Origin of the sequence: Allopontixanthobacter sp. (assembly GCF_034376665.1) — a bacterium.
Classification (GTDB): Bacteria; Pseudomonadota; Alphaproteobacteria; order Sphingomonadales; family Sphingomonadaceae; genus Allopontixanthobacter.
In genome coordinates this window covers 1-22,121 of sequence record NZ_JAXMJI010000095.1, presented here as the reverse complement: position 1 = coordinate 22,121, position 22,121 = coordinate 1, and the positions used below count along the sequence as shown (strand labels likewise).

The 22,121-nt window shown below is 61.7% G+C and carries 28 protein-coding genes; 15 read left to right on the top strand and 13 right to left on the bottom strand.

Annotated features, from left to right (window positions below):
* Positions 1-44: 44 nt before the first annotated feature.
* From U0988_RS10350 to U0988_RS10300, 11 genes are read right to left on the bottom strand one after another with little or no spacing between them, the layout of a single operon-like run.
* Positions 45-392, bottom strand: a complete 348-nt coding sequence (locus U0988_RS10350) for a YbaN family protein (RefSeq protein WP_322292545.1) — start codon at positions 390-392, stop codon at positions 45-47.
* Position 393: 1 nt separating this feature from the next.
* On the bottom strand, positions 394-804 hold the full coding sequence (locus U0988_RS10345; protein WP_322292544.1) for a SufE family protein: 411 nt from the start codon (positions 802-804) through the stop codon (positions 394-396).
* Positions 805-827: 23 nt separating this feature from the next.
* Positions 828-1,094, bottom strand: coding sequence for a hypothetical protein (locus tag U0988_RS10340; protein ID WP_322292543.1), 267 nt, complete (start codon positions 1,092-1,094; stop codon positions 828-830).
* A 39-nt stretch (positions 1,095-1,133) separates the two neighbouring features.
* A complete protein-coding gene (locus tag U0988_RS10335; RefSeq protein WP_322292542.1) occupies positions 1,134-1,403 on the bottom strand; it encodes a hypothetical protein in 270 nt (89 codons plus the stop codon).
* Positions 1,400-1,714, bottom strand: a complete 315-nt coding sequence (locus U0988_RS10330) for a hypothetical protein (RefSeq protein WP_322292541.1) — start codon at positions 1,712-1,714, stop codon at positions 1,400-1,402. Before U0988_RS10330 ends, U0988_RS10335 begins: the two co-directional genes overlap by 4 nt.
* Before the next feature lie 2 nt (positions 1,715-1,716).
* A complete protein-coding gene (locus U0988_RS10325) occupies positions 1,717-2,064 on the bottom strand; it encodes a hypothetical protein (RefSeq protein ID WP_322292540.1) in 348 nt (115 codons plus the stop codon).
* A complete protein-coding gene (locus U0988_RS10320; RefSeq protein WP_322292539.1) occupies positions 2,064-2,372 on the bottom strand; it encodes a hypothetical protein in 309 nt (102 codons plus the stop codon). The genes U0988_RS10325 and U0988_RS10320 overlap by 1 nt, the downstream gene beginning before the upstream one ends.
* Before the next feature lie 26 nt (positions 2,373-2,398).
* Complete coding sequence (gene pspC, locus U0988_RS10315) at positions 2,399-2,776, bottom strand: envelope stress response membrane protein PspC (RefSeq protein ID WP_322292538.1); 378 nt, start codon at positions 2,774-2,776, stop codon at positions 2,399-2,401.
* Positions 2,773-3,069, bottom strand: coding sequence for an envelope stress response membrane protein PspB (pspB, locus tag U0988_RS10310; RefSeq protein ID WP_322292537.1), 297 nt, complete (start codon positions 3,067-3,069; stop codon positions 2,773-2,775). The genes pspC and pspB overlap by 4 nt, the downstream gene beginning before the upstream one ends.
* Positions 3,070-3,072: 3 nt before the next feature.
* Entirely contained in the window at positions 3,073-3,969 is an 897-nt protein-coding gene (gene pspA, locus U0988_RS10305) for a phage shock protein PspA (protein WP_322292536.1), read from the bottom strand.
* Positions 3,966-4,157: a hypothetical protein gene (locus U0988_RS10300; RefSeq protein WP_322292535.1), complete on the bottom strand. Its 192-nt coding sequence runs from the start codon at positions 4,155-4,157 to the stop codon at positions 3,966-3,968. The genes pspA and U0988_RS10300 overlap by 4 nt, the downstream gene beginning before the upstream one ends.
* A gap of 122 nt (positions 4,158-4,279) precedes the next feature.
* On the opposite strand from U0988_RS10300, the gene pspF reads away from it, so the two are divergent.
* The 7 genes from pspF (at position 4,280) to rbfA (ending at position 12,112) form a co-directional block, all read left to right on the top strand.
* The gene (gene pspF / locus U0988_RS10295; RefSeq protein WP_322292534.1) at positions 4,280-5,305 is read left to right on the top strand and encodes a phage shock protein operon transcriptional activator; all 1,026 of its coding nucleotides are present in this window, start codon (positions 4,280-4,282) and stop codon (positions 5,303-5,305) included.
* A 159-nt stretch (positions 5,306-5,464) separates the two neighbouring features.
* Positions 5,465-6,028, top strand: a complete 564-nt coding sequence (gene rimP, locus U0988_RS10290) for a ribosome maturation protein RimP (protein ID WP_322292533.1) — start codon at positions 5,465-5,467, stop codon at positions 6,026-6,028.
* Positions 6,028-7,680 carry a transcription termination factor NusA gene (nusA, locus tag U0988_RS10285; protein ID WP_322292532.1) on the top strand — a complete coding sequence of 551 codons (1,653 nt, stop codon included), beginning with the start codon at positions 6,028-6,030 and terminating at the stop codon, positions 7,678-7,680. Before rimP ends, nusA begins: the two co-directional genes overlap by 1 nt.
* Entirely contained in the window at positions 7,661-8,467 is an 807-nt protein-coding gene (locus tag U0988_RS10280) for a DUF448 domain-containing protein (protein WP_322292531.1), read from the top strand. The genes nusA and U0988_RS10280 overlap by 20 nt, the downstream gene beginning before the upstream one ends.
* A 9-nt stretch (positions 8,468-8,476) precedes the next feature.
* A complete protein-coding gene (gene infB / locus U0988_RS10275) occupies positions 8,477-11,026 on the top strand; it encodes a translation initiation factor IF-2 (protein ID WP_322292530.1) in 2,550 nt (849 codons plus the stop codon).
* Positions 11,027-11,154: 128 nt separating this feature from the next.
* Positions 11,155-11,718 carry a DUF1697 domain-containing protein gene (locus U0988_RS10270; protein ID WP_322292529.1) on the top strand — a complete coding sequence of 188 codons (564 nt, stop codon included), beginning with the start codon at positions 11,155-11,157 and terminating at the stop codon, positions 11,716-11,718.
* A complete protein-coding gene (gene rbfA / locus U0988_RS10265; protein WP_322292528.1) occupies positions 11,711-12,112 on the top strand; it encodes a 30S ribosome-binding factor RbfA in 402 nt (133 codons plus the stop codon). The genes U0988_RS10270 and rbfA overlap by 8 nt, the downstream gene beginning before the upstream one ends.
* Here rbfA and U0988_RS10260 read toward each other — a convergent pair.
* Positions 12,109-13,725 (bottom strand): AbgT family transporter, encoded by a 1,617-nt coding sequence (locus U0988_RS10260; protein ID WP_322292527.1) that lies wholly within the window; start codon positions 13,723-13,725, stop codon positions 12,109-12,111. The genes rbfA and U0988_RS10260 overlap by 4 nt on opposite strands.
* Positions 13,726-13,793: 68 nt before the next feature.
* Here U0988_RS10260 and U0988_RS10255 point away from each other — a divergent pair, with 68 nt between their 5' ends.
* The 8 genes from U0988_RS10255 (at position 13,794) to U0988_RS10220 (ending at position 21,395) form a co-directional block, all read left to right on the top strand.
* On the top strand, positions 13,794-14,372 hold the full coding sequence (locus tag U0988_RS10255) for a thymidine kinase (protein ID WP_322292526.1): 579 nt from the start codon (positions 13,794-13,796) through the stop codon (positions 14,370-14,372).
* Complete coding sequence (locus U0988_RS10250; protein WP_322292525.1) at positions 14,365-14,901, top strand: GNAT family protein; 537 nt, start codon at positions 14,365-14,367, stop codon at positions 14,899-14,901. The genes U0988_RS10255 and U0988_RS10250 overlap by 8 nt, the downstream gene beginning before the upstream one ends.
* A 28-nt stretch (positions 14,902-14,929) precedes the next feature.
* Entirely contained in the window at positions 14,930-15,649 is a 720-nt protein-coding gene (locus U0988_RS10245; protein WP_322292524.1) for a site-2 protease family protein, read from the top strand.
* A 2-nt stretch (positions 15,650-15,651) separates the two neighbouring features.
* A complete protein-coding gene (truB, locus tag U0988_RS10240; RefSeq protein ID WP_322292563.1) occupies positions 15,652-16,635 on the top strand; it encodes a tRNA pseudouridine(55) synthase TruB in 984 nt (327 codons plus the stop codon).
* A 5-nt stretch (positions 16,636-16,640) separates the two neighbouring features.
* Entirely contained in the window at positions 16,641-16,910 is a 270-nt protein-coding gene (gene rpsO / locus U0988_RS10235; protein ID WP_322292523.1) for a 30S ribosomal protein S15, read from the top strand.
* 270 nt (positions 16,911-17,180) lie between these two features.
* A complete protein-coding gene (gene pnp / locus U0988_RS10230) occupies positions 17,181-19,502 on the top strand; it encodes a polyribonucleotide nucleotidyltransferase (protein WP_322292522.1) in 2,322 nt (773 codons plus the stop codon).
* 162 nt (positions 19,503-19,664) lie between these two features.
* A complete protein-coding gene (locus U0988_RS10225; RefSeq protein ID WP_322292521.1) occupies positions 19,665-20,714 on the top strand; it encodes a succinylglutamate desuccinylase/aspartoacylase family protein in 1,050 nt (349 codons plus the stop codon).
* Positions 20,715-20,717: 3 nt separating this feature from the next.
* A complete protein-coding gene (locus U0988_RS10220; protein ID WP_322292520.1) occupies positions 20,718-21,395 on the top strand; it encodes a spermidine synthase in 678 nt (225 codons plus the stop codon).
* A 6-nt stretch (positions 21,396-21,401) separates the two neighbouring features.
* Here U0988_RS10220 and U0988_RS10215 read toward each other — a convergent pair.
* On the bottom strand, positions 21,402-22,121 hold a 720-nt coding region (locus U0988_RS10215; RefSeq protein WP_322292519.1), incomplete at its 5' end, for a DUF481 domain-containing protein.

Sequence of the window (22,121 nt, the reverse complement as noted above, 5' to 3'; positions counted from 1 at the left end):
TCCGGAGTAGTGGCAATCCCGGCAGCATTCCGTAGCTTCCTGTATCACTCGTTTCGGGTGGCGATCCATAGACCGCCGATCACCAGGATTGCGATGGAGATATAATACCACGGCGCCCCCAGCGCGTACCACGTAACCACCGCGCCGGTAGCCATTGCCCCGATCGCCATGATCTTCGCGCGGCGGGATATGGCCCTGCGCTCCGTCCAGTTGCGCACTTGCGGTCCCCATTGCGGATGATTGAGGATCTTGCGTTCCCATTCCGGATTGCTCCGGGCAAAGCAGTAAACCCCGAGCAGCAGGAACGGCACGGTGGGCATGATCGGCAGCACCGCGCCGATTGCACCCAATGCGACCGCGACCAGTCCGCCGGCAAGATACAGATGGCGCACCTCAGGCCGCGGCCGCCAGGCGTGCGGCGTGCTCTTTCACCAGCGCGATCATGTTGGGAACGCCCTGTGTGCGGTTGGAACTGAGCTGGTTCCTGAGATCGAACGGTTCGAGTGCGGCGGTCACGTCCATTGCGGCGACTTCGCTTGCGGGCTTGTCCTGCACGGCGGAGATCACGAGGGCGACGATACCCTTGGTGATCGCCGCATTGCTGTCAGCCAGAAAATGCAGCCGGCCGTTCTGGACGGTGGGATAGACCCAGACGCTGGCGGAACAGCCGCGCACCAGCGTTGCGTCGGTTTTGAGAGCATCGGGCATCGGGTCCAGCTCGCGCCCGAGTTCGATCAGCAGGCGGTAGCGTTCATCGCCTTCGAGAAATTCGTATTCTTCGGATATGTCGTCGAGGGTTCGCATGGCCTGCATGTAGCGACGCAGGATTACAAATCCACCCCGCTTGCGATGGCTTCGAGCCGGCGGATGCGTTCCTTCAGGTCGGCGATCTCTATGCGGGCCATACCGATACCGGCAGCACCATCGATGGTGCGGTCTTCCACTTCGCGCAGGTTGGCGCGGGGGCCGACCGTCATGCGGTCCAGCTCGCGCTCCTTTAGCGCCAGCCAGCCCTGCCAGCCCCGCAGAGCAACCAAGGTGACCAGTCCAAGGCCGGACAGCACGGTTGCAGCATAGATAATCTGATCATTCATCTCCCGGTCCTCCTCGCGACCTTCGATAGAGAATACAGTCTACTTTTCGCGCAAGCGCTCGATCTGCTCGGCAATCGCCTTTGTCTCGCGGGCTTCGCTGCTGTTGGTGTCGGTCGCAATGCGTTCGAGCACCTTGATCCTCTCGCGCAGTTCGGTGACTTCGCGCTGCAATTCCCGTTCGCGTTCCGGCGAAGTGACCTGATCGGGCGTTTCGTGCCCACCTCTTCGGTCAATCCGGCTCCGCGAACGCATGACGCCCGCGATGGCCGAAATCAGCACGATCAGGACAATTGCGGTGGCCCAGCTCATGCGCGGGTTTCCTCGTGCCGGATAGAATAAGCGGGCGCGATTTCAGGCGGAGTGGAACCACGCAGGTTCTCGATCTGCAGCGCCAGGTCCTGCCCGCGGTCCGTGGCGAGGCGTTCCAGCACGCGCACACGCTGTTCGAGCGTCTCGATCTTCTGCGCTGCTTCGGAACCGATAGTGGATCCCTTGCCAGCTTCCAGTTCCAGCTTGCGCTGCTTGAACGCCAGATCCCGTTTGTGGATCGCACCGCCCATTCCGAACGCGATCAGCGCGATCAGCAGGATAAAGCTGAAGATTACTACCAGTTCGCCCATTATTAGCTCCTCTCGGCCTGCCGCTGCCGCAGCGGGACGCCGTTCGCGCGGTCATCGCGCAATCTTTCGATTTCCGCAGTCAGGCCATAGCCGCCGTCCGTCACGATCCGTTCGACTACGGCAAGACGGTCCTTCAAGGATCCCATTTCGGCGTGCAGCTGCGCATTCTCCCTGGTCAGCCGGCCAACCCGCTCCTGGGCCTCGGCGTCGGATTTGGGATAGACGGCCTGTCCCCAGGCGCCGTCGAGCGGATAACCGTTCTTGACGCGGATCCATGTGGTGAGCACCCAGCCGATCATGCCGGCCACGCCGACGATGGCGATTACTTCTGAAGTGAATTCGAACGGCATCAGATGTTTTCCCTGTCTCTGGATTTGAGCGGCACACCGGCTTCGCCTTCGACAGCACGCGTATCGCGCAGCGCTTCGATCTGGGTGGCGATGTCATAGCCGCGGTCGGTTACGATGCGTTCGAGAACCTGCACCCGCTTTTCCAGTTCCGCCGTATGCGCCGCATATTGCGCGGCCTTTTCGGCGCTGCTTTCGGCAGTTGCGGCAATGCGCCTTTCTTCGAGTTTCTTCTGGCTGCTGATCCAGACGATGCCGAACACCATCAGGAACGGAGCGGAAACCGCCACCAATCCAATCAAATCACCCATGTCTCAGTCCTCCCTAAGTCCGGATTTCAGCGCAGCCGGTCGATTTCAGCCGACAGGCGCGGGTTGCTGGTGACGTAATATGTCTCCACATCGGCCAGGCGGCGGTCGATGTCGCGGAACCGGGCGCGAACTTCGCGGGCTGTACGAGCCGGCGACTGACGCACACGCTGCCAGTATTTCTGCTCTTCCTGGTCCACATAGAGATGCGGCGGCTTCTTGTTGAGCAACAGCCCGGCGACGAAATAGAATGGGATGGTGGTGCCGCCGGTTATAAAGGTCAGCATCAGCGCTCCGAGCCGGACCCACAGGGCGTTGACCCCGGTGTAATCGGCGATCCCGGAACAGACGCCCATAAGTTTCGCGTTCTTCTTGTCGCGGTAGAGTGTGGTGCGTTCGCTGGTCATGAGCGGGTTCCCTTTTTCTCGGCGAGCAGCCGGTCGAGCTCGCGCAGCGGCTGGTTGTCGATGTCGCGGTCGTGGATCAGGCGGGCGGAGTTGAATTCCGGATTGTCGGAAGCGACCAGGCGCTCGACCGTGTCCATCCGGTCATCCAGCCGCTTGGCCAGGTGATAGAGTTCGTCGAGCAATTGTTCGTCGTCGCCGGTGATCGTCGCCGCGGTTTTCCATTTGGTAATGTAGTGAAAGATGATCCACGGCAGCCCGAGGAACACGATGATAAAGGGGAGTGCGTCTTCCATCGGTCAGTCCTTTTTCGCTGCGCTGCCCATGGCGCGCTTCATTGCTTCGAGTTCTTCGTCCACCTTGTCCGCGCCTTCCAGCGCGGCAATCTCGTCGGACAGGGACGGCTTGCCGGTGCCATCGGCGATGCTCATCGCGTCGGCGCGGCCTTCGGCGTAATCGACCCGGCGTTCCAGCTGGTCGAACCGCGACAGCGCTTCGTCGACCCGCTCGGTGCTGAGCAGGGTGCGCAGTTTGACGCGGTTTTCAGCACTTTCCAGCCGGGCCGCGATCGCGGTCTGGCGGCTACGGGCTTCGCGCAGGCGGTGCTGCAGCTTGCCGATGTCCTGCTCGTAAGCGCGCAGAGCATCGTCCAGCACGGCGATTTCGGCGTTCAGCTGCTCCGCCATGTCGCTGGCCTTCTTCTTTTCGACCAGAGCTGCGCGGGCCAAATCCTCGCGGTCCTTGCTCAACGCGAGCTGGGCTTTCTCGCCCCAGTCGGCCTGCAATTTGTCCAGCTTCACGGTGTGGCGATGCATTTCCTTCTGGTCCGCGATCGTCCGCGCCGCGCTGGCGCGCACTTCGACCAGGGTTTCCTCCATTTCGAGGATGATCATGCGGATCATCTTCGCGGGGTCATCCGCCTTGTCGAGCATATCGTTGAAATTGGCGGCAATGATATCGCGTGTACGGCTGAAAATGCCCATCAAGGGTACTCCGGAAAAGTTGAAATCGCCCGACCGGCTGGCATTGCCCTGATTGGGGTGGCTTTGGGTCGGTGTCGGGCTGCGGCGGAGGCGTTCGACTTCGGTTTCGAAGCGCGATTCACCGCTTCTGGACGAAGAAGGGCGGGCCGGAGAATTGTCCGGGGGGGAGACGCGCTCCGGCCCTAGGGGGTTTTTGTCAGACTGGTCGGTCATGCAAGTTCCACATCGCAGTTGATCGTGGCCGCGTGTGCGGACCCGAAGGATGGAGCCATCTGCATCTGTCCGCTCATGGCCACAAAGGCCACCATGGCGAGAATGCTTGCGGATGCGGCCTGTCCGACTTTGGTCTGGAAAAAGCTGCGGTTGTACATTGAGGGATCCTCCCGAATTGCGTTGTTCACTACTCAGCAAGGAGTGTGCCAAACCGCAGAAACGGCAGAATTCAGTTATTTTCGCTTTCGCATTTCCTACGGCTGATGGTAAGTCTTGCCAAGATTCGGGAATATTTCCTATAGGTTGGGGTATGGAGCGCGATAACCAGTTTATTGGCCAGTCTGGGGCCTTTCTCGACGCGGTCGAAAGAGCCAGCCGCGCCGCGCCGATGCGCCGCCCGGTGCTGGTGGTGGGCGAGCGCGGAACCGGCAAGGAGCTGATCGCCGAGCGCCTGCATCGCCTGTCGCCGCGCTGGGGGGAACCACTGGTGACCATGAATTGTGCCGCTCTCCCGGAAACGCTGATCGAGGCCGAATTGTTCGGTCACGAAGCCGGTGCCTTTACCGGTGCTACCAAAGCGCGCGCCGGCCGGTTCGAAGAAGCCGACAAGGGCACGTTATTTCTCGACGAACTGGGAACATTGTCGATGGGCGCGCAGGAAAGACTGCTCCGGGCGGTCGAATATGGCGAGGTGACCCGGATCGGATCGTCCCGGCCGATCAGGGTGGATGTCCGGATTGTCGCCGCGACAAATGAAAATCTGCCGCAGCTGGCGGAGCAGGGCTCTTTTCGCGCCGACTTGCTCGATCGGCTCAGTTTCGAGGTGATCACTCTCCCGCCCCTGCGGGTGCGTGAAGGGGATATCGGGGTGCTGGCGGAATATTTCGGACGGCGGATGGCGGCGGAGATCGGATGGGAAAGCTGGCCCGGCTTTTCCCATCATGTCGCCGCGCAACTTGAAGAATATCCGTGGCCGGGAAACGTGCGCGAACTGCGCAATGTGGTGGAACGCGGCGTTTACCGGTGGGACAATTGGCAGGAACCTATCAGCCATCTGGTGTTCGACCCGTTCGACAGCCCGTGGAAACCGTTCGAACCCGCGACCCGCAAACAGCAGCGGAACACCGATGCGCCGAAAGGCACAGGCAACTCGGACGTGCCGCAAAATCTCGATACCATCGAGGACCTGAAGGCCGCCGTCGAGGCGCATGAACGAACGATTGTCGAACACGCACTGGGCAAGCATCGCTGGAACCAGCGCCAGACCGCGAAGGCGCTCGGCCTGACTTACGATCAGCTGCGTCACTGCATCAAGAAGCATGGGCTGAGCGAATAAGGCAAAAAGCCGTACCTGTGCGACTATGCCTTGTTGCATTTAATTCCGTGACGCTCTAAAGGGCCTCAATCCCGACATTGTCTTGATGAAGTGGGGCTGGCGCCGAAAGGGGCCGGCGCGAAACTGCTTTGCCGCATATGTCGATCTATTGGAGCATCAATGGCCGATCTGGCACGCCTGACACAGATTATCGAACCCGAAGCGGCCGCGCTCGGGTTTGATCTGGTGCGCGTGATCATGACCGGCTCCGAAGCCGGTGACGGCGAGCGCGCCTTGCAGATCATGGCCGAAGATCCCGCCACCGGGCAGCTGCTGATCGAACAATGCGCCGCCCTGTCGCGCGCGGTGTCCGCCAGGATCGACGAACTGGAAGAATCGGGCGAGGAACTGGTCGAGGGGAATTACCACCTCGAAGTCAGTTCCCCCGGCATCGACCGCCCGCTTACCCGGCCGAAGGATTTCGGCAATTGGTCCGGGCACGAAGTCAAGCTGGCGCTGGTCGACAAGATTGACGGGCAGCGCAATATTCGTGGTACACTGATCGGAATCGAAGGCGATCTGGTGACCGTGGACGATAAACAGGCGAAGCGGCATTCCGTGGCGCTCGACATGATTCATTCGGCGAAGCTGGTCCTTACAGACGCGCTGATCGCTGCAACCAGACCGATCGACACCAGTGGTGCCGACGAGATTTTCGAAGAAGAAGAGAAGGCTGACGACTGATGGCCAGTGCAATTTCCGCCAACAAGGCAGAGCTACTCGCAATTGCGACCGCCGTTGCTACCGAGAAGATGATCGACAAGTCGATCGTTATCGAAGCGATGGAAGAAGCGATCCAGAAAAGTGCGCGCAACCGCTACGGCGCGGAAAACGATATCCGTGCCAAGCTTGACCCGGTCACTGGCGATCTGCGCCTGTGGCGCGTCGTGGAAGTGGTCGAGGAAGTCGAGGATTACTTCAAGCAGGTGGACCTGAAGCAGGCTGAAAAGCTGCAGCCGGGTTCGGCTGTCGGCGATTTCATTGTCGACCCGCTGCCTCCGGTGGACCTCGGCCGGATCGACGCGCAGAGCGCCAAGCAGGTGATCTTCCAGAAGGTCCGCGATGCCGAGCGCGAACGCCAGTACGAAGAATTCAAGGACCGCGCGAACGAAGTCATCACCGGGGTTATCAAGTCGGTTGAATTCGGCCATGTGATCGTCAACCTCGGCCGCGCCGAAGGTGTTATCCGCCGCGACCAGCAGATCCCCCGCGAGGCTGCCCGCGTGGGCGAACGCGTCCGGGCGCTGATTACCAAGGTGGAACGCAACAACCGCGGTCCGCAGATTTTCCTGTCCCGCGCACATCCCGATTTCATGAAGAAGCTGTTTGCGCAGGAAGTTCCCGAAATCTATGACGGCATCATCGAAATCAAGGCCGCCGCTCGCGATCCGGGCAGCCGCGCCAAGATCGGCGTGATCAGTCACGACAGCAGCATCGACCCGGTCGGTGCCTGCGTCGGCATGAAGGGCAGCCGCGTTCAGGCGGTAGTCCAGGAATTGCAGGGCGAGAAGATCGACATCATCCCCTGGTCCGAAGACACCGCGACCTTCGTGGTCAACGGTTTGCAGCCTGCAACCGTCAGCCGCGTCGTGCTGGACGAGGAAGAAGGCCGCATCGAAGTGGTTGTCCCCGATGATCAGCTCAGCCTGGCGATCGGTCGCCGCGGTCAGAATGTCCGTCTCGCCAGTCAGCTGACCGGTCACCAGATTGACATCATGACCGAGGAAGAAGCGAGCGAGAAGCGCCAGCGCGAATTCGCGGAACGCTCCAAGATGTTCGAGGAAGAACTCGACGTGGACGAAACCCTGTCGCAGCTGCTGGTTGCCGAAGGTTTCGCCGAGCTGGAAGAAGTTGCCTATGTCGAACTGGCGGAACTCGCCAGCATCGAAGGTTTCGACGAGGAACTGGCGGAAGAACTGCAGAGCCGCGCGACCGAAGCGCTGGAACGGCACGAGGACACCGCCCGCGCCGAACGCCGCGAACTGGGGGTCGAGGATGATCTGGCCGAAATGCCGCATCTGACCGAACAGATGCTGGTCGTGCTGGGCAAGGCTGGGATCAAGACGCTCGACGATTTGGCCGATCTCGCAACCGACGAACTGATCGCCAAGAAGCGCGAGGCCCCGCGCCGCCGCGCGAATGCCGAGGGCCCGCCGATGAAGCGTCCGCAGCGCACCGAAGACAAGGGCGGCGTGCTGGGTGTGTTCGGCCTGACCGAAGAACAGGGCAACGAGATCATCATGGCCGCGCGAGCGCATTGGTTCGAAGATGAAGCGCCTGCTACAGCAGCCGCTTCCGACACACAGGAGGCCGCTGATGCGGACTCCACACAATGAGCGCGTAAATTCCGCCAAAGCCGACCCTTCGCGGACGCGCACTTCCGCGGCCGGGGAATCCTGTCCGGAACGCAAGTGCATCCTGACCGGTGAGGTCGCCCCGCGGGGGACCCTGATCCGCCTGGCGATTTCACCTGACGGCCCCGATGGAACCGCGCAGGTCCTGCCCGATCTTCTGGCGCGCGCACCCGGGCGGGGTGCGTGGCTGGGCGTGTCGCGCACCGAACTCGAAGCGGCAATGGGCGCGGGCAAAGGCGGCGGCAAACTGCGCGGCGCGCTGGCGCGGGCGTTCAAGGGTGCCCGCCTGGAAGTGCCCGACGATCTTCCCGACCGCATCGAAACCGGCCTGAGGCGGCTCTTGTGTGACCGGCTCGGTCTCGAAATGCGCGCGGGAAAGCTTATATTGGGTTCGGACCGGATTGCCGAACAGGCCCGGCGCGGGCGTGTCGGTCTGTTGATGCACGCCAGCGATGCCAGCCTGGATGGCAGCCGCAAACTGGATCAGGCATGGCGCGTGGGCCAGGATATTGAAGGCTCCGGAGCACAAGGAATACGCTTGCCACTGGACCGGGCGGCTCTGTCTGTGGCATTGGGCCGCGACAATGTCGTCCATCTCGCGCTTGCCGACAGGGCTTCGGCGGAACGGATCGAACCCGTTCTGGCGCGACTGCTGCATTTTATCGGGCGCCTCGGGGAAACCGAGCAGGCCGGACATGATGCTGAAAACGAAACCAATGATCCGCCCATTGCAGATCATTTGGGCGACGAATTGAGTTTTGAAGGATAGACTGGTTTTATGAGCGATACTGAAGACAAACCGACACGCACCCGCAAGCCTCTGGGCCTTTCGCGGGCGGTCGATGCCGGTGAGGTCAAACAGACCTTCAGCCACGGCCGGACCAACAAGGTCACGGTCGAGGTGAAGCGTCGCCGCAAACTGGTGAAGCCGGGTGAGGCTCCGCCGGTCGAGGAAGTGTCTGCCGCGCCAACGCCGGCCCCGGCGCGTGCGCCCGCGCCAACCCCTGCGCCGAAGCCCGCCGCAAGGAAGGCACCGGCTTCGGACGAAACCGCGCAGGAACGCGTTGCCCGTCTGCAGCGCGAGGCCGAGGAAGATCGCCTGCGTTCCGCCGAGGAAGCACGGCGCCGCGAGGAAGCGGAAAAGGCCAAGGCGCTCGCTGGCGAGAAGCAGCGCGCCGAAGCCAATCGCGAAGCTGAGGATGGCGAACCTGCGGAAGCGGAGGCCAAATCCGCGCCAGCCGATACTGCACCTGCCGCAGAAGCGGCCAAGAAACTGGACCCCGAAGCGGAGGCCGAAGTCGAGGCGATCATGGACGCCGAAGCCACGCCGGCACCCGCCGCGCGCCGCTTCACGCCGGTCGCCCGCCCCGAAGCCAAGCGCCCGGAAAAGAAGAAGAAGGAAGAAAAGCGCACCAGCAAAGCCGAGGAAGACCGTCGGCGCAGCGGCAAGCTGACTGTCAATCGTGCGCTCAACGATGATGAAGGCGCGCGCGCCCGTTCGCTCGCCGCGCTCAAGCGTGCGCGCGAGAAGGAGCGCCGCATTCAAGGCGGCGGAGCCCGCAAGCAGCGCGAGAAGCAGTACCGCGATGTCGTGGTGCCGGAAGCTATCACGGTGCAGGAACTGGCCAAGCGGATGGGCGAAAAGGGCGCCGATCTGGTGAAGGCGCTGTTCAACATGGACATGATGGTCACCGTCAATCAGACAATCGATCAGGATACAGCGGAGTTGCTGGTCGAGGAATTCGGCCACACCATCCAGCGCGTGTCCGACAGCGATGTGGACATCCAGAAGGAAGTCGATTCCGACCCGGCAGAAACCCTGCGTCCGCGCCCGCCTGTGGTGACGATCATGGGCCATGTCGATCACGGCAAGACCAGCCTGCTCGATGCCCTGCGCGGCACCGATGTAGTGCGCGGTGAAGCCGGCGGGATCACCCAGCATATCGGGTCGTATCAGGTCACGACCAAGAACGGTGACAAGATCACCTTCCTCGATACGCCGGGTCATGCGGCCTTCACCGAAATGCGCCAGCGCGGTGCCAACGTCACCGATATCGTGGTGCTGGTGGTCGCGGCCGATGACGGGATCATGCCGCAGACGATCGAGGCGATCAAACACACGCAGGCAGCGGGTGTGCCAATGATTGTCGCGATCAACAAGATCGACAAACCTGAAGCCAACCCGCAGAAAATCCGCGAACGGCTGCTCGAACACGATGTGATGGTCGAAGCAATGTCGGGCGATGTCCAGGATGTCGAGATTTCGGCCAAGAACAAGACCAACCTCGACGGATTGCTCGACAAGATTGCGCTGCAGGCGGAACTGCTCGAATTGCAGGCGCGTCCGGATCGTCCGGCTGAAGCCATCGTGATCGAAGCCCAGCTCGACAAGGGCCGCGGCCCGGTGGCGACGGTGCTGATTACCCGCGGTACGCTCAAGAAAGGCGATAATTTCGTGGTCGGCAGCGAAAGCGGCAAGGTCCGAGCTATCGTCGACGATCAGGGCAAGCAGATCAAGGAAGCTGGTCCGTCCATGCCGGTCGAGGTACTCGGCCTTGGCGGTGTGCCGGACGCCGGTGAACAGCTGACGGTGGTGGAAAACGAACAGCGCGCCCGCGAAGTGGCGCAATATCGCCGCGAAAAGGCGACCGAAACGCGTACCGCCCTCGCGCCGACCAATTTCGACGCGATGTTCTCCTCCATGAAGACCGACGTGGTCGAATTTCCTGTCGTGGTGAAAGCCGATGTCCAGGGCTCGGTGCAGGCGATCAACACCGCGCTTCACGCCCTGTCGAACGATTTGATCAAGGTGCGTGTCCTGCACGCCGGGGTCGGCGCGATCACCGAAAGCGACGTAATTCTGGCGGCGGCATCAAAGGCACCGATCATCGGTTTCGGCGTTCGGCCCAATCCCAAGGCCCGTGCGCTGGTTGCGCGGGACCGCGTCGAGATGAAATATTTCGACGTGATCTATCACCTTACCGAGGAAATCGCGAAGGAAATGGCCGGCGAACTCGGTCCCGAGAAGATCGAACACGTGGTCGGCCGGGCCGAGGTCAAGGAAGTGTTCAAGTCCGGCAAGAAGGACAAGGCAGCCGGCCTGCTGGTTACCGAAGGCGTCATCCGCAAGGGGCTGCACGCACGCCTCACGCGCGAGGATGTTATCGTGTCCGCCACGACCATCGCCAGCTTGCGGCGCTTCAAGGACGATGTGGACGAAGTCCGCACCGGTCTGGAATGCGGCGTGGTCCTGGAAGACACCAACGACATCAAGCCGGGTGATATGCTCGAAGTGTTCGAAGTCGAGGAGCGTGAACGGGTTCTGTAGGGCTGCAAGATAGCGGAGGCATATAGGCCGAACAGGTGGGCGCGTCTGGTTGTTGGCCTAATTCTGCTGCCGTTCGCGCTGACCGCCGCAGTGTTTGGGCTATTTCTCCTTTGGGGTGCCGGAGTCGGATGAACCAATACGTCGCCTTTCTCGGTTCCATCAATGTCGGCGGTAACCGGTTGATGATGGAGGACCTTCGGAATGCTCTGAAATATGAGGATTTCGAGGATGTCGAAACCGTCATTGCCAGCGGCAATGTGCTGTTCCGGCATGATGAACGCCCGACTCCCGGATTGTCACAGAAGATCGCTTTCATTCTGAAAGAGGAATTCGATATCAATTCCGTGGTGGTCGTGCGCAGCCGGGATGAAGTTCTCGCGGCGATTGCGGAGAATCCGTTTCACGGCGAGAATGACGACAAATTCGTCCACGTTCACTGGCTCGAACACCAACCCACAGCAGAACAGTTTGACGATCTGATCACCAGTTTCGTCGGGACCACGGGAACGGGGCGGGGCGGGGAACGCCTCGCGGCCGGAACCGGCGCTTTGCATATCGATTTTGGCCAAGGCGTTGCCGACAGCAAATTGACCGCGCCCTTTATCGAACGCAAACTGGGCACCCGCGGAACGGCGCGCAATTTGCGCTCCCTCAAGCGGATTGCGGACAAGATGGACTCAAGCGATGGCTAGACAGCAATTCACCCCCGAACAGCAATCGGTCCGCGTCCTGAAAGTGGGCGAACGGGTGCGGCATATCCTGTCCGAACTGCTCAGCCGGCAGGAAGTGCATGATGACACGCTCACCGCCCATTCCGTTTCCGTTACGGAGGTGCGCATGAGCCCCGATCTGCGCAACGCGGCGGTCTATGTGAAGCCCCTGCTGGGCGAGGACGAAGCAGTCGTGATCAAGGCGCTGCGCGTCAACACCGCATATTTCCAGCGCGAAGTGGCCAAGCGTCTGGGCCTGAAATTTGCGCCGAAACTGAACTTCCGCGGGGACGAAAGCTTTGACGAGGCCGAACGGATCGAACGTCTGTTGAACGATCCGAAGGTCGTGCGCGATCTGGGTGCCGACGACGCCTAGCTTGCGGGTGCCGCCGCTACCGGGCTGGTCACATGCCCGGGGATCTCCATGAACACCGATGCACCCGGCCCCAGTGGCAAATCGAGCGCAACCCAGCCGATCACCAGCGTAACCCCGACGACCATCAGGCCGATCGAATAGGGAAGCATGGTGGCGGCCAGGCTGCCCAATCCGAAATCCTTCTGCCACCGCTGGCAGAAAATCAGGATCAGCGGGAAATAGACCATCAGCGGGGTGATGATGTTGGTCGCGCTGTCGCCCACGCGGTAGGCGGCGGTGCTCATCTCGGGGCTGACACCCAGCAGCATCAGCATCGGCACCATGACCGGGGCGAGCAGCGCCCATTTTGCGCTTGCCGAACCGATGAACAGGTTGAGCAAGGCGGACAGCAGGACAATCGCGCCCAGCAGCGCCCATGCGGGCAGGCCCGACGCGCTCAAGGCATCCGCGCCGTGAACCGCCAGAATCAGCCCGAGATTGGACCAGGCGAACATCGCCACGAAATGCGCGGCCGCGAACGCGAGCACGAGATAATAGGCGAGGTCCGCCATGCTCTCGCTCATCATTTTGACCAGGCCGCGATGATCGCTGATCGTGCCCGCAGCCTTGCCGTACGCCCACCCGCTCAGCAGGAAAAGCAGGAAGAAGCCCGCTACCAGCGACTGATAGAAGGGGGTCAACCGCGCTTCTGGCGTGGCCTCCTCGTCGATCAGCGGCGTGCCCGGACCGAGGGTAAAGGCGAGCCAAAGTCCGATCACAAATAATGCGGCGAGACCGGCCCGCTTGAGACCCTTGCGTTCTTCGGCAGTCAGATCACGGTCGCTGGCCTCTTCAGGGGCAGCGGAACCGGCCATCGCAGGGTTCCATTTGCCCAGCCGCGGCTCGATCATCCGATCGGTCACGAACCAGATCACCGGCAGGAAAACGAAGACCATCGCAGCGATGAAATACCAGTTTCCGGCAATATTCGCGGTGAAATCACCGAAGACAGTCTCGACCGCGGCTTCGGTAATGCCGAACAACAGCGCATCAAGCTGGCCGGGGAGCAGATTGGCGGAAAATCCGCCGGAAACCCCGGCGAAACTGGCCGCGATCCCGGCGATCGGATGCCGCCCGGCAGCATGGAAGATTATTCCCGCTAGCGGGATCAGCACGACATAGGCGGCATCGGCTGCCAGATTACCCATCATCCCGACCAGCACCACGATCGGCGTCAGAAGACCCACGCGGGCCCCCCGCACGCCGGCGCGCATGGCGGTGCCGAACAGGCCGGCGCGTTCTGCCACGCCTGCGCCCAGCATCACCACCAGGACATAGCCGAGAGGATGAAAGTGGGTGAACGTCCGGGGCATTTCGACCCACAGCCGCTGAATATTCTCCGCTGAAAACAGACTGGCGGCCGTAATTACCGTGGCAACGCCCGTCGCTTCGTCAATTTCGGTCGGGTGGACGGCAGACCATCCCGCGAGCGAGGCAATGATGGAGATGGCGATCAGTCCGGCGATCAGCCAGAAGAACAGGAACACCGGATCGGGCAGTCTGTTTCCGGTCCGTTCGATCCACCCAAGAATGCCCTTTTGGCCACCGACCGTTCCCGCTGCCGCTTCGCTCATGAAAATCCCCCGCAAATTCGGCTTGCACCTTCGCAGTCCCTCCCGGACACGCTAAGGCTCTGCCGATCATGGCCAAACTCTACTTCTACTATGCGTCGATGAACGCGGGTAAATCAACCACTCTGTTGCAGGCGGATTTCAACTACCGCGAGCGGGGGATGGCGACGATGCTGTGGACCGCGAAGCTGGATAACCGGGCGGAAGAACAGGCGATCGAAAGCCGGATCGGCCTCGGTGCCGATGCGCACCGCTTCGGTGAGGACACCAATTTGTTCGAGCGCGTAAGCGCGGCCCATGCGGTGGAGCCGCTGGCCTGTGTCCTGGTGGACGAAGCGCAGTTCCTGACCAAGGACCAGGTGTGGCAATTGGCACGGCTGGCTGATCAAGCGGGCATCCCGGTGATCTGCTATGGCCTGCGCACTGATTTCCAGGGCGAATTGTTCCCCGGCTCCGCTGCGCTGCTCGGCATTGCCGATACGCTGGTCGAACTGAAGGCGGTCTGCCACTGCGGCAGGAAGGCCAGCATGAATTTGCGGGTCGATGCCAGCGGCGCGGCGGTGAAAGCGGGAGCGCAGACGGAAATCGGCGGCAACGACCGCTATGTTGCCTTGTGCCGCAAACATTTCAGCGAGGCTCTGGGTGGCTGATTTATCGACTGTTCTGGAAGACAACCCAGTCCGGCTGGAACCATTGGCCGCACATCACCTTGAACCGCTGCGTGCTGCCTGCGCGGAAGATCCCGACATCTGGCAGATCTACCCGGTCAATATGCTGGGTGAGGGGTTCGATCAGGCAATGGCCGAGTTTCACGGTTTTGCCAACTGGGTCCGCTTTGCGGTGATCGACATGGAGCGGGGCCGGGTGGTCGGCATGACCAATTACATCAATCCCGATCGGTTCGGCGCGGTGGAAATTGGCGGAACCTACATCTCCCCCTCCGTGCGCGGAACCGGGTTCAACCGCCAGATGAAGAAATTGCTGATCGAGCACGCCTTTGCCCATGGTTTCAACCGGATCGAATTTCGGGTCGATACGCGCAACATCCGGTCCATGGCGGCGGTCGCCAAATTGGGAGCGGTCAGGGAAGGCACGCTGCGGCGAAATCGCGTCACCTGGACCGGATATATTCGCGATACGGCAGTATTCGGCCTGCTGCGCGACGAATGGGCTGGTTGAGCGGCCTCACGCCCCCTATCTACCCGCCATGACAGACACCATCCTGATCGCCGCGATCCTGATTCCGGCGCTCATCATTGCAATCGTGTTCCACGAAGTGGCGCATGGCTGGTCCGCGCTGGCGCTGGGCGATCCGACAGCGAAGGAGCAGGGACGGCTGACGCTCAACCCGCTGCGCCATGTCGATCCGGTGGGAACCCTGCTGGTGCCGGGCTTTCTCGCGCTGGTCGGCGGGCCGATATTCGGCTGGGCCAAGCCGGTGCCGGTGATGCAGCGGCGGCTGTCCAACCCGCGGTTCGGCATGATGGCCGTTGCGGCGGCGGGGCCGGGAACGAACTTTGCGCTGGCTGCCATCGCAGCAGTCGCGTTCGGGATGGCGGCTCCGCTCGGCGCGCAGATTTCCTTTGGCGAAACGGGAATGTCTACCATCGTGGGCCCCGCGGGCGATGTCCTGCCGCTCGTGACTGGTCTGTTCTATTTCCTGTTGATCAACGTCTTTATCGGGATGTTCAACCTGCTGCCGATCCCCCCGTTCGACGGATCGCATATCGTCGAAGGGGCGATGCCGCGCCGGTGGGTCCATCATTACGAGAAGCTGCGCCCGTTCGGGATGCTGCTGTTTTTCGGGCTGATCGCGCTCACCTGGTTTGCGCCGCAGCTGGGTGTGCTGGAAAACACCATCGGGCCGCCGGTCAACTGGATACTGGGCAAGTACCTTGGTCTGGCAGACGCGGTATCGGGAGCGTGATCGTGCCGCATGGATGGATCATCCTCGACAAGCCGCGCGGGCTGGGATCAACGCAGGCGGTTGCGGCGGTGAAGCGCAATCTGCGTGAGGCGGGTTATGCCAAGGTCAAGGCCGGCCATGGCGGAACGCTCGATCCGCTGGCGGAGGGAGTGTTGCCGATTGCCTTGGGCGAGGCGACCAAGCTGGCCGGGCGGATGCTCGACGCCAGCAAGATATACGAGTTCACCCTGCAATTCGGCGAGGAGACTGATACTCTCGATACCGAAGGCGCGGTGGTGAGGACGAGCAACCGCCGGCCGCCGATGGCGGCGGTGGCGGCGATCCTGGAACATTTCACCGGGGACATCGAGCAGGTTCCGCCAGCCTATTCCGCGCTGAAGGTGGACGGCAAGCGCGCCTATGATCTGGCGCGGGCCGGCGAGGATGTGGAACTGAAAACGCGCGCGGTGACGATCCATTCGCTGCAAACCTTGTCGACCTATGAGGCGGGTGAATTGCCTGATTCCACTTTTTCGCTGACCGCCGGGCGTCCGGATCCCTACAATCCCGCCGCGCCGCTCGAAATGGCCGATGCGGTGACTCTGGTGGCGCATGTTAGCAAGGGCACCTATATCCGCTCTCTGGCGCGCGACATTGCCCATGCGCTCGGCACAGTCGGCCATGTGACCTATCTACGCCGGATCAAGGCTGGTCCGTTTGACGAAACGCAGGCGATTTCGCTGGACAGATTGAACGAAATCGGTAAGGGCGCGCGACTTGAAGACGTAATTCTGCCGCTGGAGGCAGGGCTGGACGACATCCCGGCTCTTATCCTCGGGCCCGACACGGCAGAAGCGGTCCGCCAGGGCCGCGTTCTTACCGGGCTGCCCCAATCCGACGGGCTCTATCTTGCCACGCACGATGATGTGCCGGTTGCGTTGATGGAAATTTCCGGCGGGACGGCGAAAGTCGTCAGGGGTTTCAACTTTCCCGATGTCGCGGAGTGAACTGAATGACTGTAACAGCGACGCGCAAGCAAGAGATTATCAAGGACCACGCACAGGCCGAAGGCGACACCGGTTCTCCGGAAGTCCAGGTCGCGATCCTGACTGAACGCATCCGCAATCTGACCGAACATTTCAAGGCGAACCACAAGGATAACCATTCCCGCCGCGGTTTGCTGATGATGGTCAACAAGCGCCGCAGCCTGCTGGCATATCTGAAAAAGATCAATGTGGAGCGGTACAACGCCCTGATCCAGAAACTGGGTCTGCGGAAGTAAGAGTTTTCATGGAGCGGCTCCGAAGCAATTCGGGGCCGCTTCACTATCCGCTCCCCCGCGCAGGCGGGGGCCTGGTGAGGCCAAGAGCCACCCTGCCAAACTGGACCCCCGCCTTCGCGGGGGCGCAAAATGGGTGAATACAGGTTGATGCTGCAATTCGGCAGTCTGACCAAAGGGGCGCAAACAGCCCCGCACCGGTCCGGGACGGAACCCCCGGAAACAAGAAGGCCCCGCGCAGCAATATGGCTGGCGGGTTCAGAAGGAAAATACATGTTCGACACAAAAACCGTATCGATGGAATGGGGCGGCAAAACCCTCACCCTCGAAACCGGCCGCATTGCCCGTCAAGCCGATGGCGCGGTGCTGGCAACCTATGGCGAAACCGTGGTGCTGTGCGCCGTGACCGCCGCCAAGGGTGTGAAGGAAGGGCAGGATTTCTTCCCCCTTACCGTCCACTACCAGGAAAAATTCTCCTCCGCAGGCCGCATTCCCGGCGGCTTCTTCAAGCGTGAGCGCGGCGCGACCGAAAAGGAAACGCTGACCAGCCGCCTGATCGATCGCCCGGTACGCCCGCTGTTCCCTGAAGGTTTCTACAACGAAATCAACGTGATTGCGCAGGTCCTGTCGTATGACGGCGAGACTGAGCCGGATATCGTCGCGATGATTGCAGCGTCTGCGGCGCTGACGATTTCGGGCGTACCATTCATGGGTCCGATCGGCGCGGCCCGCGTGGGTTATGTGGACGGTGAATACACCCTCAACCCGGCCCAGAGCGACGCCGCTGCCGGCGCACTCGACCTAATCGTGGCTGCCACTGGCAACGCCGTGATGATGGTCGAATCCGAAGCGAAGGAACTTTCGGAAGAAATCATGCTTGGCGGCGTCATGTTTGCGCATGACGAGATCAAGAAGGTTGTGAACCTGATTATCGACCTGGCTGAACAGGCTGCCAAGGAACCTTGGGAAATTGCCGTTTCGGACACTTCGGCGATCAAGGACAAGTTGGCCGGCATAGTCGGCGGCGATATCGCCGCAGCTTACAAGCTGACCGACAAGTCGCAGCGTTCCGATGCACTCAATGCTGTCCGGGCCAAGGCCAAGGAAGCCTTTGCCGATGCGGACGGTCAGACCCAGATGGCAGCCGGCAAGGTGGTCAAGAAGCTGGAAGCCGAAATCGTCCGCGGCGCCATCCTCAAGGACGGCACCCGCATCGATGGACGCAAGACCGACGAAGTGCGGCAGATCGAAGCCATCGTGGGCTTCCTGCCTCGCGCGCATGGTTCTTCGCTGTTCACCCGCGGGGAAACGCAGGCAATCTGCACCACCACGCTGGGCACCAAGGACAGCGAGCAGATGATCGACGGGCTGGAAGGCCTGTCCTATTCGAACTTCATGCTGCATTATAACTTCCCGCCCTATTCGGTGGGCGAAGTGGGCCGTTTCGGCGCACCGAGCCGCCGCGATATCGGCCACGGCAAGCTGGCATGGCGCGCATTGCGTGCGGTGCTGCCTGCCAAGGAAGATTTCCCCTACACCATCCGCGTGTTGTCGGACATCACCGAGTCCAACGGCTCGTCCTCGATGGCGACGATCTGCGGCGGCTGTCTGTCGATGATGGATGCCGGTGTTCCCGTTACGCGCCCCGTTTCGGGTATCGCGATGGGCCTGATCCTCGAAGGTGACGATTTCACCGTGCTGTCCGACATCCTGGGTGATGAAGATCACCTGGGTGACATGGACTTCAAGGTGGCCGGTACCGAAGAAGGTATCACCACCATGCAGATGGACATCAAGGTTGCCGGGATAACCCAGGAAATCATGACCCAGGCGCTGGCGCAGGCGAAGGCCGGACGCGCCCATATCCTGGGTGAGATGGCCAAGGCACTGACCGGCGCACGGACCGAACTTTCGGCCCACGCACCGCGTATCGAAACGATGCAGATCGACAAGTCGAAGATCCGCGACATCATCGGCACAGGCGGCAAGGTTATCCGTGAAATCGTTGCGGAAACCGGTGCCAAGGTGGACATCGATGACGAAGGTCTGATCAAGATCTCCTCGTCCGATCTCAGCCAGATCGAAGCCGCGCGCAAGTGGATTTCCGGGATCGTGGAAGAAGCAGAAGTCGGCAAGGTCTATGACGGCAAGGTCGTCAACATTGTCGATTTCGGCGCTTTCGTGAACTTCATGGGCGGCAAGGACGGTCCCGTCCATGTGTCCGAAATGAGGAACGAGCGGGTCGAAAAGCCGACCGACGTCGTGTCCGAAGGACAGGAAGTCAAGGTCAAGGTCCTCGAGATCGACCAGCGCGGCAAGGTTCGCCTGTCAATGCGGGTCGTTGATCAGGAAACCGGCGAAGAACTGGAAGACACCCGCCCACCGCGCGAAAAGCGTGAAGGCGGCGGCGGTGACCGTGGTCCCCGCGGCGATCGCGGTCCACGTCGCGGTGGCGGCGGTGGACGTGACGGGGGCCGTGATGGTGGCCGTGATCGGGGTCCACGCGGCGGTGGAAGCCGCTCGGACGGTGACCGGGCTCCTTCCAGCGAAGGCGGCAGCTCGAACCACATGCCGGACTTCCTCAAGGACGACTAACCCCGTTCCGCGTCGAAGCAACAAAGGCCGCAGGGAGAAATCCCTGCGGCCTTTTTGTATTCGCTGGATCGCGGCCCTTTTCTTTTGTCCGCCCGAAGTGCAGATGTCCGGGATCAGGATGCGGGCTTGGGGTCCGTCGCACATTTCAAAAAGGGGGCAGATTTGGACAAAGGCGTCGCGGTTACGCATTTCGACATTGCCGGCCACCGGGTCGCCCCAGGTGCGAGCGAGACAATCGATATCCCGGTCAGCCGCCTGTCGACCGATACCGATGTGGGGCTGCGAGTACGCGTGTTGCATGGTCGCCGCCCCGGACCGGTGCTGTTCGTCAGCGGCAGTGTCCACGGCGATGAGATCATGGGCGTGGAAATCATCCGGCGACTGCTGAAGTCGGTGAATCCCAGGCGGCTGGCCGGGACCCTGTTGTGCATTCCGATCGTGAACGCCTATGGCTTTGTGGCACACCAGCGGTACCTTCCTGACCGCCGCGATCTCAACCGGAGCTTTCCGGGTTCGGTTTCGGGCTCTCTCGCGGCGCAATTGGCGGATCGCTTCACCCGGGAAATCATTGCCCGCAGCGATTTCGGCGTCGATCTGCATTCGGCCGGAATGCACCGGGTCAACCTGCCGCAGATCCGCATCAGCGAAGGCCGGCCCGAAGCCGAGCGAATGGCCCAGATTTTCGGCGCTCCTGCCGTGATCGTATCGAAACTGCGCGAGGGTTCGCTGCGCCAGACGGCCGCCAATCTGGGATGCGATGTGCTGCTACTGGAAGCGGGTGAGGCCCTGCGCTTCGACGAGTTTGGCATCCGCGTCGGTGTCAGCGGCATCCTGCGGGTGATGTCGCAAATGGGGATGGGGATGCCCGAACCCCGCAAGGCAGCGGCACGATCGATCCAGAGTAAGCGCACCATGTGGCTGCGCGCGCCGGAGGGGGGGATTTTTCGCGCTGTGAAGCAGGTCGGATCCTTCGCGGTGGACGAAGAAATCCTCGGCTATCTGTCGGATCCCTTTGGCGACCGGGATATCGAGGTCCGCACCCCCATCGGCGGGCTGATCATCGGGCGCAGCAATCTGCCGGTCGTCAATCAGGGCGATGCGCTGATCCATGTTGCTGAAGTTGAAGTTCCCGGCACCGCTCACCGGCGCCTGAGCGCGATCGAGGAAGCCGCGCTGTCCGACCCTCTGTTTGACGAAGACGAGATTGTATAGATCATGATTGCACGCGAATTACTCGGCTCAGCTCAGGTTCCCGGCGGCGAAGAGCTAAGGCTTTACAGGCACGGCCGCGATTTCATCATCGGGCTGGGCCGCAACGAGCTGATGAGCACCCGGATGCAGTTTTCCGAAGAGCAGCTTGCCGATCTGACGATCGATCGGCTGTCCAATTCCGCGCCGCATATCCTGATCGGCGGCTACGGGATGGGCTTCACCTTGCGCGCCGCATTGCAGCGGATCGGCGTGAAGGGCCATGCCACCGTGGTGGAACTGGTGCCGGAGATCATCGAATGGGCGCATGGACCAATGGCGCAACTGACGGCCGACTGCCTGTCCGATCCGCGGGTCAGCTTGCGGATGGGCGATGTCGGCGATGCGATCGAACAGATCGCCGAAGGCGGGGAGCCGGTCGATGCGATTCTGCTGGATGTCGATAATGGCCCCGACGGGCTGGTGCGGGAAGCCAACAACCGGCTGTATTCGCGCGAGGGCCTGCGCTTTGCGCGCCGTGCCCTGACAAAGGGCGGCGTGCTGGCAATCTGGTCCGCCGCGCCGGACCACAAATTCACCCGAAAGATCGAATCCTGCGGCTTCGACGTCGAAGTGCGCGAAGTCCGCGCCCGGCCCGGCAACAAGGGGCCGCGCCACACCATCTGGTTCGCCGTGCCGCGCTAGCGGTGATCAGAACCCGTAAACCAGGGTGAACCGGCTGTGGGTGTCCGTTTGCACTGCGTTGATCGGCGGGTTGCTGTCATGCTCGACCTTGTAGGAAAGCCGTGCGGCCAGGCCGCTGCCCAGAGCCGCCTCAAGCCCGGTTGAGGAAATATACGTGCTGTTGCCCGTCTGGTAATAGACGCTGGCGTCTTCGGTCAGCTTGATCCGGTCCGTCAGGCTTAAATTGAGATCCACTGCGGCCAGCGCGGCAAGATCGCTATCGCTCGTTCCCGCCAGGAATTCGGTGTTGCGATAGGCGGGCCCGGCGTTGACCGACAGATTGGCGCCTTCCCGGTCGATGACCCTGTATCCGGCGCCTCCGGAAAAGGAGTAGCGAGAGGAATAGCCCTGGAACCGGTCGCTTTCGTACTGTGTCAGACCGTAGAGATATATCTGGTCGGACAGCGAGTAATTCGGCTCGTAGGCCGCAAGATACTGTTCCCGGCTGGTCACTCCGTTGGTGCGCTGGTAATTCACGTTGGCACGGAATTTGTGCCGCCAGTCGATCCCGGTTCTTTGCAGATTCAGCCCTGCGGTGACCCCGGTGTTGCTGCTGTTGCCCGTCGCCCGGAATGCGCCGATTTCGCCCTTGCCGCTCCAGTAATCGAGCACCCCGGCGGACCGGATCGCATCTTCCTTGGCTTGCTGCTCGGCAACCACAAGATCAGCCCGCAGAGAGGCATACTC

What these genes read in the sequence shown, in the direction of transcription:
- pspB (WP_322292537.1), bottom strand. Translation starts at nt 3,069, where the DNA reads ATGGAAGACGCACTCCCCTTTATCATCGTGTTCCTCGGGCTGCCGTGG.
- nusA (WP_322292532.1), top strand. Translation starts at nt 6,028, where the DNA reads ATGGCCAGTGCAATTTCCGCCAACAAGGCAGAGCTACTCGCAATTGCG.
- U0988_RS10220 (WP_322292520.1), top strand. Translation starts at nt 20,718, where the DNA reads ATGATTGCACGCGAATTACTCGGCTCAGCTCAGGTTCCCGGCGGCGAA.
- pspC (WP_322292538.1), bottom strand. Translation starts at nt 2,776, where the DNA reads ATGACCAGCGAACGCACCACACTCTACCGCGACAAGAAGAACGCGAAA.
- U0988_RS10340 (WP_322292543.1), bottom strand. Translation starts at nt 1,094, where the DNA reads ATGAATGATCAGATTATCTATGCTGCAACCGTGCTGTCCGGCCTTGGA.
- U0988_RS10245 (WP_322292524.1), top strand. Translation starts at nt 14,930, where the DNA reads ATGACAGACACCATCCTGATCGCCGCGATCCTGATTCCGGCGCTCATC.
- U0988_RS10330 (WP_322292541.1), bottom strand. Translation starts at nt 1,714, where the DNA reads ATGGGCGAACTGGTAGTAATCTTCAGCTTTATCCTGCTGATCGCGCTG.
- pnp (WP_322292522.1), top strand. Translation starts at nt 17,181, where the DNA reads ATGTTCGACACAAAAACCGTATCGATGGAATGGGGCGGCAAAACCCTC.
- U0988_RS10335 (WP_322292542.1), bottom strand. Translation starts at nt 1,403, where the DNA reads ATGAGCTGGGCCACCGCAATTGTCCTGATCGTGCTGATTTCGGCCATC.
- rimP (WP_322292533.1), top strand. Translation starts at nt 5,465, where the DNA reads ATGGCCGATCTGGCACGCCTGACACAGATTATCGAACCCGAAGCGGCC.
- U0988_RS10280 (WP_322292531.1), top strand. Translation starts at nt 7,661, where the DNA reads ATGCGGACTCCACACAATGAGCGCGTAAATTCCGCCAAAGCCGACCCT.
- U0988_RS10345 (WP_322292544.1), bottom strand. Translation starts at nt 804, where the DNA reads ATGCGAACCCTCGACGACATATCCGAAGAATACGAATTTCTCGAAGGC.
- rpsO (WP_322292523.1), top strand. Translation starts at nt 16,641, where the DNA reads ATGACTGTAACAGCGACGCGCAAGCAAGAGATTATCAAGGACCACGCA.
- rbfA (WP_322292528.1), top strand. Translation starts at nt 11,711, where the DNA reads ATGGCTAGACAGCAATTCACCCCCGAACAGCAATCGGTCCGCGTCCTG.
- U0988_RS10325 (WP_322292540.1), bottom strand. Translation starts at nt 2,064, where the DNA reads ATGCCGTTCGAATTCACTTCAGAAGTAATCGCCATCGTCGGCGTGGCC.
- U0988_RS10270 (WP_322292529.1), top strand. Translation starts at nt 11,155, where the DNA reads ATGAACCAATACGTCGCCTTTCTCGGTTCCATCAATGTCGGCGGTAAC.
- pspF (WP_322292534.1), top strand. Translation starts at nt 4,280, where the DNA reads ATGGAGCGCGATAACCAGTTTATTGGCCAGTCTGGGGCCTTTCTCGAC.
- U0988_RS10260 (WP_322292527.1), bottom strand. Translation starts at nt 13,725, where the DNA reads ATGAGCGAAGCGGCAGCGGGAACGGTCGGTGGCCAAAAGGGCATTCTT.
- U0988_RS10255 (WP_322292526.1), top strand. Translation starts at nt 13,794, where the DNA reads ATGGCCAAACTCTACTTCTACTATGCGTCGATGAACGCGGGTAAATCA.
- U0988_RS10320 (WP_322292539.1), bottom strand. Translation starts at nt 2,372, where the DNA reads ATGGGTGATTTGATTGGATTGGTGGCGGTTTCCGCTCCGTTCCTGATG.
- infB (WP_322292530.1), top strand. Translation starts at nt 8,477, where the DNA reads ATGAGCGATACTGAAGACAAACCGACACGCACCCGCAAGCCTCTGGGC.
- pspA (WP_322292536.1), bottom strand. Translation starts at nt 3,969, where the DNA reads ATGACCGACCAGTCTGACAAAAACCCCCTAGGGCCGGAGCGCGTCTCC.